The 10129-nt window shown below is 72.9% G+C and carries 7 protein-coding genes; 3 read left to right on the forward strand and 4 right to left on the reverse strand.

Features of this window, described 5'->3' with window-relative positions; genetic code table 11:
- Positions 1–121: 121 nt before the first annotated feature.
- A complete protein-coding gene (locus ABT247_RS27995; protein WP_350747702.1) occupies positions 122–919 on the reverse strand; it encodes a GNAT family N-acetyltransferase in 798 nt (265 codons plus the stop codon).
- 707 nt (positions 920–1626) lie between these two features.
- Between ABT247_RS27995 and ABT247_RS28000 the strand changes: the two genes are divergently transcribed.
- Positions 1627–2493: a menaquinone biosynthetic enzyme MqnA/MqnD family protein gene (locus ABT247_RS28000; protein ID WP_350747705.1), complete on the forward strand. Its 867-nt coding sequence runs from the start codon at positions 1627–1629 to the stop codon at positions 2491–2493.
- 90 nt (positions 2494–2583) lie between these two features.
- Here ABT247_RS28000 and ABT247_RS28005 read toward each other — a convergent pair whose 3' ends face one another.
- From ABT247_RS28005 to ABT247_RS28015, 3 genes are all read right to left on the reverse strand, one after another.
- Positions 2584–3861, reverse strand: a complete 1278-nt coding sequence (locus ABT247_RS28005) for a sugar ABC transporter permease (protein WP_350747707.1) — start codon at positions 3859–3861, stop codon at positions 2584–2586.
- A complete protein-coding gene (locus tag ABT247_RS28010; RefSeq protein ID WP_350747710.1) occupies positions 3858–4646 on the reverse strand; it encodes an ATP-binding cassette domain-containing protein in 789 nt (262 codons plus the stop codon). Before ABT247_RS28010 ends, ABT247_RS28005 begins: the two co-directional genes overlap by 4 nt.
- Positions 4647–4812: 166 nt before the next feature.
- A complete protein-coding gene (locus ABT247_RS28015; RefSeq protein WP_350747713.1) occupies positions 4813–5907 on the reverse strand; it encodes a sugar ABC transporter substrate-binding protein in 1095 nt (364 codons plus the stop codon).
- Positions 5908–6575: 668 nt separating this feature from the next.
- On the opposite strand from ABT247_RS28015, the gene ABT247_RS28020 reads away from it, so the two are divergent.
- Positions 6576–7433, forward strand: a complete 858-nt coding sequence (locus ABT247_RS28020) for an SDR family NAD(P)-dependent oxidoreductase (RefSeq protein WP_350747715.1) — start codon at positions 6576–6578, stop codon at positions 7431–7433.
- A gap of 206 nt (positions 7434–7639) precedes the next feature.
- Positions 7640–9976, forward strand: a complete 2337-nt coding sequence (locus ABT247_RS28025; RefSeq protein ID WP_350747718.1) for an Orn/Lys/Arg family decarboxylase — start codon at positions 7640–7642, stop codon at positions 9974–9976.
- Positions 9977–10129 lie beyond the last annotated feature (153 nt).

Raw genomic sequence — 10129 nt, forward strand, 5'->3', positions numbered from 1 at the left:
GCCTGGGACCAGAGCAGCACGGCGGGCGGCCCGGTGCGGCGGACGGCTTCCAGGAGCGCGTCGGGCGGCAGGGCGGGGCCGAACATCCGGAACGGGCCGGTCGGGGGCGTGTGGTGGGGCGTCAGCGACGCACCAGTTCCAGGGTGGCGCCGTCGCACCGGGCGCCGATGCCCTCGAAGAGGGCGGTGGCGGCCGCGTTGGTCTCGGTGACCTCGGCCCGGACCGAGGTGGTGCCCGAGCGGTGCAGGGCGTCCAGCGTGTCGGCCAGCAGCGCCCGGGCGATGCCGTGGCGCTGCTCCGCCGACCGGACGGCGATCAGCCCGATCCGCGGTCGGCGGGTCAGCGGGGCCAGCCGCAGCAGCCCGACGTAGCGGCCGCCCTGGCGGGCCACCGCGTACTTCGACGGGTCGACGACGCTGGTCCCCGGCGAGCAGGGCATCAGGCGGGCCGGCATCGTCCACCAGCCGTCGCCGGCCTCGATCTCGCCGTGCAGCACCCGGTCCAGGTCGCGCAGCGGGGCCTCGTCGGCCCGGCCGACGGGCAGGATGTCCACGCCCGCGGGGGGCCGCGCCGGGCCGAGTCCGGTGATCTCCGGATCGGTGGGCACGGCGTAGACCCGCTCGCGGCGGACGGTCGTGAAACCGGCCCGCTGCCAGGCGGCCAGTGCGTCGTGGTCGGCTTCGTCGGCCACGGCGTACAGCGGCGCCGGCAGGGCCGCCGCCATCGCTTCGGCCAGGCGGTCGAAGACCGCGCCGTGCCACGCGTCGATGCCGATGAAGAGCCGGCCGTCGGGCCGGAGGAGGGCGTCGCCGTGGCCGACGACGCGGTCGTCCTCCACGGCGTGCCACTCGGTGTCCGAGGCCCGCGTGATCGCGGTCCCGTGGTGGCCGGTGCCCGGGAGGGAATGCAGAGCGTTCATGGTGGTGCCTTTCGAGAGTGCCTGGCCGAGGCGCTCCCGGGCGACACGTACGTCAATCGCCCGCCGCGACGGAGAGGGGGAGCACCCACGCGGATACCGCCTTCATGGGTCTCACCTCCTTGTGTCGTTTCACGGCTTCGCAGACAGTAGCAGCCCCCGGTGGGCCCGCCCAACCGATTTACCGCGGGGCGGCCGGACGGCAGCAACCTGACACGCCCGTGGATTCGTTCATGCGTTCCAGTGAGGCTCGATCCGGAAGCGATGATCATCGACGAATCCAGGGACATGAGCACCGAGTCGGTCGACCTCGGCCGTGATCGGTCTCCGATTCGTCGCGGTCGGCGCAGCCCTGGACCTGGCTCCGGTGGTGACGGGGTCTTCGGCCGGCCCTGGACCGATCGCCCGTCGCCCGTCGCCCGTCACCCGTCACCCGTCACCCGTCACCCGTCACCCGGACAGGATCCTGCGGCAGTGGGCCGGGGCCCCTGCCGGGTGCGGCTGCACGAGGCGACGCCGGATCCCGTCCACGAGATCATCGAACAGCGGGTGGACCGGGCGAGCGGCACCGGCCGGCAGAACTCCTCGCGGGCGCGGCGGACGGTCGCCCGCTGCGCGCTCAACTCGCCGCCGCCCGCGCCCTGGTGTAGGCGATGGGCCAGCAGCGCCCCCTCGACGCCGTAGGGGTGGGGCGGGGCTACGCTCCGAATGTGGAGACAACACCAAGCACCGCCGTCCGTCGCCCCCGGGTCGGACACATCCGGTTCCTCAACTCGCTGCCCGTGTACTGGGGGATGGCCCGGACCAGTGCCCTGCTCGACGTCGACCTGACCAGAAGGACCCCCGACGAGCTGAACGACCGGCTGGTCCGCGGGGACCTCGACATCTCGCCGATCAGCCTGGTGGAGTTCCTGCGCAACGCCGACCAGTTGGTGGTGCTGCCCGGGCTGGCGGTGGGCTGCGACGGCCCGGTGATGTCCTGCTCGATCGTCTCCCGGCTGCCGCTGGACCAGCTGGACGGCGCCCGGGTGGCGCTCGGCTCCACCTCGCGGACCTCGGTGTGCCTGGCCAGGCTGCTGCTCTCGGAGCAGTACCGGGTCACGCCGCGTTACGAGGTCCGGCAGCCCGACCTGGAGGCGATGATGCGGGAGGCGGACGCCGCCGTGGTCATCGGGGACGTCGCGCTGACGGCCTCGCTGTACCGGGCCGAGCAGTTGGGCCTGCACGTCCACGACCTCGGGCAGATGTGGAAGGACTGGACGGGGCTGCCGTTCGTCTTCGCGGTCTGGGCCGTCCGCCGCGACTACCTGGCGCGCCACCCGGAGCTGGTCCGCCAGGTGCACCGCTCGCTGCTCGCCGCGCGCGACCTGGCCCTGGAGCACGTCCCGGGGATCGCCGAACAGGCCGCGCGCTGGGAGCCGTTCGACGCGGCCTCGCTGGAACGCTACTTCAAGACCCTCGACTTCCGGCTGGCGGAGGACCAGTTCGCCGCCATCACCGAGTTCACCCGCCGGGCCGGCCCGATCGCCGGCTTCCCCACCGACACGCGGGTGCGGGTGCTCGGGGCGTCGGGCTGACGCACGCGTGCCCGGCCCCCGGTCGTTCGGGGGCCGGGCACTGCGCACGGGGGGCTCCCCGGCGCCGCTCCCGCGGCGGGTGACCGGCGGTCAGCGTGCCGCGCTCTTGCGGGTGCGGCGGGAGACGGAGTCCAGGACGACGGCGGCGAGCAGGACCGCGCCGGTGATCATGTACTGGATGGCCTGGTTGACGTGGACCAGGTCGAGACCGGTGATGATCGACTGGATGACCAGGATGCCCAGCAGGGCGGACCAGGTCTTGCCCCGGCCGCCGAAGAGGCTGGTGCCGCCGATGACGGCCGCGGCGATGGAGTTCATCAGGACGTTGCCGCCACCGAGGAGCTTGTCCGCGGAGCCCTGCTGGGAGGCGATGAACAGGCCGCCGAGAGCGGCCATGCCGGCGGAGATCATGAAGACCGAGATCCGGACCCAGGCGACGTTGATGCCCGCCCGGCGGGCGGCCTCGACGCCACCGCCGACGGCGAAGATCTGCCGGCCGTAGCCGGTGCGGCGCAGGACGAAGTCGGTGACGACCACGACGGACAGGAAGACGAGCAGGGGCAGCGGCAGGCCGCGGTCCTGGTTGAGCATGTAGGCGGCGGTCAGCGCGATGACGGCGAGGACGCCGGTGCGCAGCGCGATCTCGCTCATCGGGCGCGCGGTGAGGCCCGCGGCGCCACGGCGGCGGGCGTCGAGGATCTGCCCGGCGGCGAAGAGCGCGGTGCCGAGGACCGCGAGGCCCCAGGTGTAGGCGACGTCGCCGTCGCCGAGGAAGTAGGTGTCCAGGTTGGCGAGGACCCCGTCGTTGACGACGTTGACGGTGCCCTTGTCACCGAGGACGTACATCTGCAGACCGCTCCACGCGAGCAGGCCGGCGAGGGTGACGACGAAGGCGGGGACGCCGATCTTGGCGAAGAAGAAGCCGTGCAGGGCGCCGATGGCGACGGCCGCGCCGACGGCGATCAGGCAGGCGAGCCACTCGTTGTAGCCGGAGCGCACCGACAGGACGGCGGCGATCGCGGCGGAGACGCCGGCGACGGAGCCGAGCGAGAGGTCGATCTCGCCGAGCAGGAGCACGAACACGATGCCGACGGCGATCAGGCCGGGGCCCGCGATCCACTTGGTGATGTTGGTGAGGTTGTCGGCGTTGAGGAAGTCGCCGGTGACGCTCTGGAAGATGACGCCGATGAGGATCAGGCCGAGGACGACGGGCACGGAGCCGAGGTCGCCGTTCCGCATCTTCCGCTTGAACTCGGCGAGGTAGCCGGCGAAACCGGCCTCGCGGACCAGCAGGCGGGGGTCGACCGCGGGGGCGGCCGCGACGGGCGCGTCCTCGGTGGTCGGTTCGGTGGTCGGTTCGGTGGTCACTTCGCTTCCTCCGCGAGTCGGGCCTGGCGCCGGGTGACGGCGTTCTCGGTGGCGCCGGTGATGGCGGAGATGATCTCCTCGTGCGAGGTGCCGGCCACCTCGAAGACGCCGTTGTTGCGGCCCAGCCGCAGGACGGCCACGGTGTCGGCGACGGCCTTGACGTCGGCCATGTTGTGGCTGATCAGGATGACGCCCAGGCCGCGGTCGCGCAGCCGCTCGACGAGGTCGAGGACCTGGGCGGTCTGCTCGACGCCGAGGGCGGCGGTGGGCTCGTCCAGGATGACGATCTTCGGGTCGCCGACCAGGGCGCGGGCGATGGCGACCACCTGGCGCTGGCCGCCGGAGAGGGCGGCGATGGGGATCCGCACGCTGGGGATGCGGATGGACAGGGTGTCGAGCAGCTCGCGGGCGCGCTTCTCCATGGCGACCTCGTCGAGCATGCCGAAGCTCTTCAACTCCCGGCCGAGGAAGAGGTTGCCGACCACGTCGAGGTTGTCGCAGAGCGCGAGGTCCTGGTAGACGGTGGCGACGCCGAGGGTCTGGGCGTCGTTGGGACGGTCGATGGTGACCGGCTCGCCCTCCCACTCGATGATTCCCTCGTCGATGGGGTGGACGCCGGCGATGGTCTTCACCAGCGTGGACTTTCCGGCGCCGTTGTCGCCCACCAGGGCGACCACCTCGCCTGCGTGTACCTCCAGGTGCACGTCCGTCAGTGCCTGGACGGCGCCGAAGCGCTTGGAGATCCCGCGCAACGCCAGTACGGGTGCGCCTGTCACGTGAACCATCTCCTTCTTCCCCGTGCACGCCGTGATGGTGGGTCGGCGGCCGGGCTGGCCCGCACGCCGTGCGGTGCGCTGCGGGCGGGTGAGCGTCGAAAGGGTGCTGCGGCGGGACGGGGCCCGCCGGTGGGGGCGGGCTCCCCAGGGGGGTGGGGAGCTCCGCCCGCGCGTGCTACTTCAGGCCGGCGGCGGCGCAGGCCGCGGCGTAGTCCGCGGTGCAGATGTCGGAGGCCTTGTAGAGGCCGTCGGCGATGACGGTGTCCTTGATGTTGGCCTTGGTGACGACCTTCGGGTCGAGCAGCTTGGCCGGGATGCCCTTGTCGGTGGCGCTGTCGACGCTGGAGGTGGCGACGGACTTGACATCCTTGCCCTGCAGCAGGTCGACGGCCAGCTCGGCGGCGCTGTCGGCGAGCGGCTTGTAGGCCTTGTAGATGGTGTAGGCCTGGTCGCCGTTGACGATGCGCTGGACGGCGTCGAGGCCGGCGTCCTGACCGCCGACCGGGACCTTGATGCCCGCGCCCTGGAGCTGGGTGATGATGGCGCCGGCCATGCCGTCGTTGGCGGAGTAGACGGCCTGGAAGCCGTCCTTGCCGAGCTGGGTGATCGCGGCGCCGATCTTCTGGCCGGCGACGGTGGGCTTCCACTCACCGGACTGCTCGTAGACGACCTTCTTGACCTTGCCGTCGAGGACCTTGTGCGCGCCGGCCTTGAACTGACCGGCGTTCGGGTCCGCGTCATCGCCGTTGATCATGACGATGTTGGCGTCCGCGGCCTTGTCGCCGAGGGCGTCGACCAGGGCCTGGCCCTGGAGCTCGCCGACCTTCTCGTTGTCGAAGGACACGTACGCGGCGACCGGGCCGGTGGCCAGCCGGTCGTAGGCGACGACCTTGACGCCCTTGGCGGCGGCCTCCTTGACCCACGCCTGGGTCGAGGTGGCGTCGAAGGCGTCCAGGACGATGACCTTCACGCCCTGCGCTATCAGGGTGTCGAACTGCTGCTTCTGCTTGGCGGCGCTGCCCTCGGCGTTGTTGTAGAGCACCTTGCAGTCCGCGCACAGGGCCTTGACCTTGGCCTCGATGAACGGCCGGTCGAAGGACTCGTAGCGCGTCGAGGACGCGTTCTCGGGCAGGAGCAGACCGATGGACTTGGTGTCGCCCGAGGCGGCGGAGTCCTTCTTGTCACCGCCGGCCTTGCCGCACGCGGCCATGGACAGGGCCATCGAGACGGCCGCGGTGGCGATGACGGCGCGACGCATCGTTGCGTTCATGTGGGGGTGCCTCCCTGACGTCGCCGCGACGGTGCGGCGGGGTGGGACGGAGTCAACCCGCAGAGGACAGATTCAGTCAAGAAGTAAATCCATTACGAGACCAGGATGCGCCTTTTCGTTATCTTCCTGAAGGCATCCGTTCAGCCGGACGAGCCGCACACTTCGGATGATCACCTGCCCGCCATCCGCTCCGGCTGGGCTATGATCCGTCCTGCCGCGGACGGGGCCGATGTGTTCAAGACGTGTCGACTGAACGGCCCTGGCGGCCGGAACGGACCTCTCCCCGGGCACCCCCGGAGGAGCGCCGCGACCCGGCGCGGAACGAACGCGTCCGCCCCGCACGGAAACTGACGCCACGACAGGTCCACGTCACGCCTTTCCTCTGGGTGTACCCACCCACCGCCCCTTCCTCACCCACGCCGGTCGGGCGGACGGGCTGCCGGGCGGCAGGAGCCGGCGACCGCCGCCGAGGACGATCCCCACGGCGACCGGGCCAGGCACCCCCCGTCGGCCACGGCACCCGCAGGCGCACCCCCACCCGCACCCGCACCCGCACCCGCACCCGCACCCGCACCCGCACCCGCACCCGCAGGTGATCGGGCGGGTGGAGGCCTGTGATACAGCTAGGGCGGCAGGGACGGTTGGTGACCGATCGGAGGGGAAGGTCCATGACGGAGCAGCGAGTTGTGATCGTGACCGGGGGCGGCACGGGCATCGGTGCGGCCACCGCACGGCTGCTGCGGGAGAGCGGCCAAGCCGTCGTCGTCTCCGGGCGGCGCACCGAGCCGCTGGAGCGCGTCGCCCGGGAGACCGGCGCGCTGGCCCACCCCGCCGACACGACCGACCCCGAGGCCGTGCGCGACCTGGTGGAGAGCACCGTCGCCCGCCACGGGCGGCTCGACGGGCTGGTGGTCAACGCGGGCGTCGGCCGGGGCGGCGGCGTCGGAGAGACCTCCGACGAGGACTGGGACCTGGTGCTGCGCACCAACCTCACCGGCCCGTTCCTGACCATGCGGGCGGCCCTACCGCACTTGCTGCGGGCACGCGGCGCCGTCGTCGCCGTCGCGTCCGTCTCGGCGCTGCGCAACGGCACGGGCAACGCCGCCTACGCCGCGTCCAAGGCCGCCCTGCGCCAGCTGTGCAGCTCCCTGGCCGTCGACTACGGGCCGCGCGGACTGCGGGCCAACACGGTGTGCCCCAGCTGGGTGCGCACCGAGATGGCCGACCGCCGGATGGCCCGCTTCGCCGAGGAGGCGCAGCTGGGCGGCGACGGGAGCGCCGACGCCGCCCATAGCAGCAGCGGCAGCGGCGGCAAGGACGCGGCCTACGCCGAGGCCACCCGGCTGCTCCCGGTGGGCCGCCCCGCCGAGCCGCGCGAGGTCGCCGAGGCCGTGGCCTGGCTGCTGTCCCCGGCCGCCTCCTTCGTCAACGGCGCGACCCTCACCGTCGACGGCGGCGCCACCGCCCTGGACCCGGGCACCCTGCCCTTCAGCTACCGGATCGACCCGCGCGCGCCCTCCGCCTGACCCGGACTCACGGCCGCGCTCCGCCCGTCCCGCCCCGTCCCGGCGCGGACGGGCGCGGACGGCCGGGGCGGCGCACGGCCCTGACCGCCGAGCGGTCCGCGCCACCCGATCGGGCGAACCCCGTGGCAAAGGCCGGCGGCACGTGCCGCGCCGCGTCGACACTGGTCGGCGTTGACCGGTTCCCGGTCGGAAAGGTGCGGTGACCGATGGCGAAGAGCACGATCCTGCTCGCGTTGCACGAGGGTCCGGTCCGGTCGGGGGCCGCCGGCGAACAGCTCCGGCGGATGGGCAAGGAACTGGAGAACCGGGGGTTCGAACTGCGCTGGGCCGCCACCGCTCGCGACGCCCGGGCCGTGCTGCAGACCGAGGCGGGGATCGCCGCGGCCGTCGTCGCCTGGGACCTCGCGCCCGGGGGCGGGCCCGGTGGCGCGCCGGGCGTCGCGCAGGACGGCGGCTCCGCCGTGCTGCGGACGATCGGGCGGCGGTTCAAGGACCTCCCGTCGTTCCTGGTCATGTCGGACGACTCCGAACGCGAGTTCGAGGCACTGCCGCTCTGGGTCTCGGAGGTGGTGACCGGGTACATCTGGCCCCTGGAGGACACCCCCGCCTTCGTGGCCGGCCGGGTCGAGGCCGCCGCGCGGGCCTACCACAGCGACATCCTGCCGCCGTTCTTCAAGGCGCTGCGGCGCTTCGACGACGCGCACGAGTACTCGTGGCACACCCCCGCGCACTCGGGCGGCGTCGCGTTCCTCAAGTCCCCGGCCGGGCGGGCGTTCTTCGACTACTACGGCGAGCGCCTGTTCCGCACCGACCTGTCGATCTCGGTCGGTGAGCTCGGGTCGCTGTTCGAGCACAACGGCCCGATCGGCGACGCCGAGCGCAACGCGGCCCGGGTGTTCGGGGCCGACCGCACGTACTTCGTCCTGCACGGCGACTCCACCGCCGACCGCATGGTCGGCCACTACAGCGTCACCCGGGACGAAATCGCCCTGGTGGACCGCAACTGCCACAAGTCGGTGCTGCACGGCCTGGTGATCTCCGGTGCCCGCCCGGTCTACCTCGTGCCCACCCGCAACGGCTACGGGCTCGCCGGGCCGCTGCCGCCGACCGGGACGGATCCGGACGCGGTGCGCGCCCGGATCGCGGCCAACCCGCTGACCGCCGGCGCCGTCGGCCCGCAGGCGCAGTACGCCGTGATCACCAACTCGACCTACGACGGGCTCTGTTACGACACCGTCCGGACCGCCCGCGCGTTCGCGCCCAGCACCCCCCGGCTGCACTTCGACGAGGCGTGGTTCGCCTACGCCCGGTTCCACCCCCTGTACGAGGGCCGCTACGGCATGGCGGTCGGCCCGGAGACCTTCGACGATCCGCAGCGGCCCACGGTCTTCTCCACCCAGTCGACCCACAAGCTGCTCGCCGCCCTCTCGCAGAGCGCGATGGTCCACGTGCGGTCGGCGCCCCGGGCGCCGGTCGAGCACGAGCGGTTCAACGAGGCCTTCATGATGCACGGCACCACGTCGCCGTTCTACCCCGGAATCGCGTCGCTGGACGTCGCGACGGCCATGATGGACGGCCCGCAGGGCCAGTGGCTGATCGACGAGGCCGTCACCGAGGCCATCAGGTTCCGCCAGGCCGTGGTGCGGACGGCGCGGCGGATCGAGGCGGCCGGCGACCGGCCCCCGTGGTTCTTCGGCGTCTGGCAGCCCGAGACCGTCACCGACCCGGCCACCGGCGAGCGCTTCGACTTCGCGGACGCCCCGGCCGCCCTGCTGGGCCGGGAACCGAGCTGCTGGCACCTGGAACCCGGCGCGGCCTGGCACGGCTTCCCCGACCTCACCGAGGGGTACTGCCTGCTGGACCCGGTCAAGGTCACCCTGACGTGCCCCGGCGTCACCGCCACCGGGGAGACGGCCGACTGGGGCGTGCCGGCCCGGATCCTGACCGCCTACCTGGCCGGGCGCGGCATCGTCGTGGAGAAGACCGACAGCTACAGCACCCTGATCCTCTTCTCCATGGGTATCACCAAGGGGAAGTGGGGCACCCTGATGGACGGGCTGATGGACTTCAAGGCCCTCCACGACGGTGACGCCCCGCTCGACCGCGTCCTGCCCGGTCTCGTCGAGCAGTACCCCCACCGCTACGGCGGCCTGACGCTCGGCCGGCTGTGTCGGCAGATGCACGAGCACCTCACCGGCGCGGAGCTGATCGACGCCCTCGACACGGCGTTCCGCGAGCTGCCCACGCCCGTCGCGCCGCCCCAGCACTGCTACCAGCAGCTGATCCGCGGCGGCACCGAGCGGCTCCCGCTGGCACGGGCCGCCGGCCGGGTGGCGGCCGCGATGGTCACCGTCACGCCCCCCGGGATCCCGGTGCTGATGCCCGGTGAGTCGGTCGGCGAGCCGGGCGGTCCGCTGCTGCACTACCTGGGAGCCCTGGAGGAGTTCGACCGGCGGTTCCCGGGGTTCCGCAGCGAGACGCACGGCGTCACCATCGACCCGGCCACCGGCGACTACCTGATCGAGTGTGTCCGCGAGTCCTGACCGCCGGGCCCGCCGACACCCCCGACACAGCCGACACCCCCCCCGACACACCGGACGCCGCGCCCCGCCCCCCCTCGCCGCGGCCGTGAGCCGGGCGAGCCGTGGGGGGGGGGGGGGGCGCCGGGCGCGCCGCCGCCCCCCCCCCCCCCCCCC

This window comes from Kitasatospora sp. NPDC001539 (assembly GCF_040298565.1).
GTDB lineage: Bacteria > Actinomycetota > Actinomycetes > Streptomycetales > Streptomycetaceae > Kitasatospora.

Bases quoted from the DNA above. Each gene is read 5' to 3' on its own strand.
- ABT247_RS27995 (WP_350747702.1), bottom strand. From the start codon at position 919: ATGAACGCTCTGCATTCCCTCCCGGGCACCGGCCACCACGGGACCGCG.
- ABT247_RS28025 (WP_350747718.1), top strand. From the start codon at position 7,640: ATGGCGAAGAGCACGATCCTGCTCGCGTTGCACGAGGGTCCGGTCCGG.
- ABT247_RS28020 (WP_350747715.1), top strand. From the start codon at position 6,576: ATGACGGAGCAGCGAGTTGTGATCGTGACCGGGGGCGGCACGGGCATC.
- ABT247_RS28015 (WP_350747713.1), bottom strand. From the start codon at position 5,907: ATGAACGCAACGATGCGTCGCGCCGTCATCGCCACCGCGGCCGTCTCG.
- ABT247_RS28010 (WP_350747710.1), bottom strand. From the start codon at position 4,646: ATGGTTCACGTGACAGGCGCACCCGTACTGGCGTTGCGCGGGATCTCC.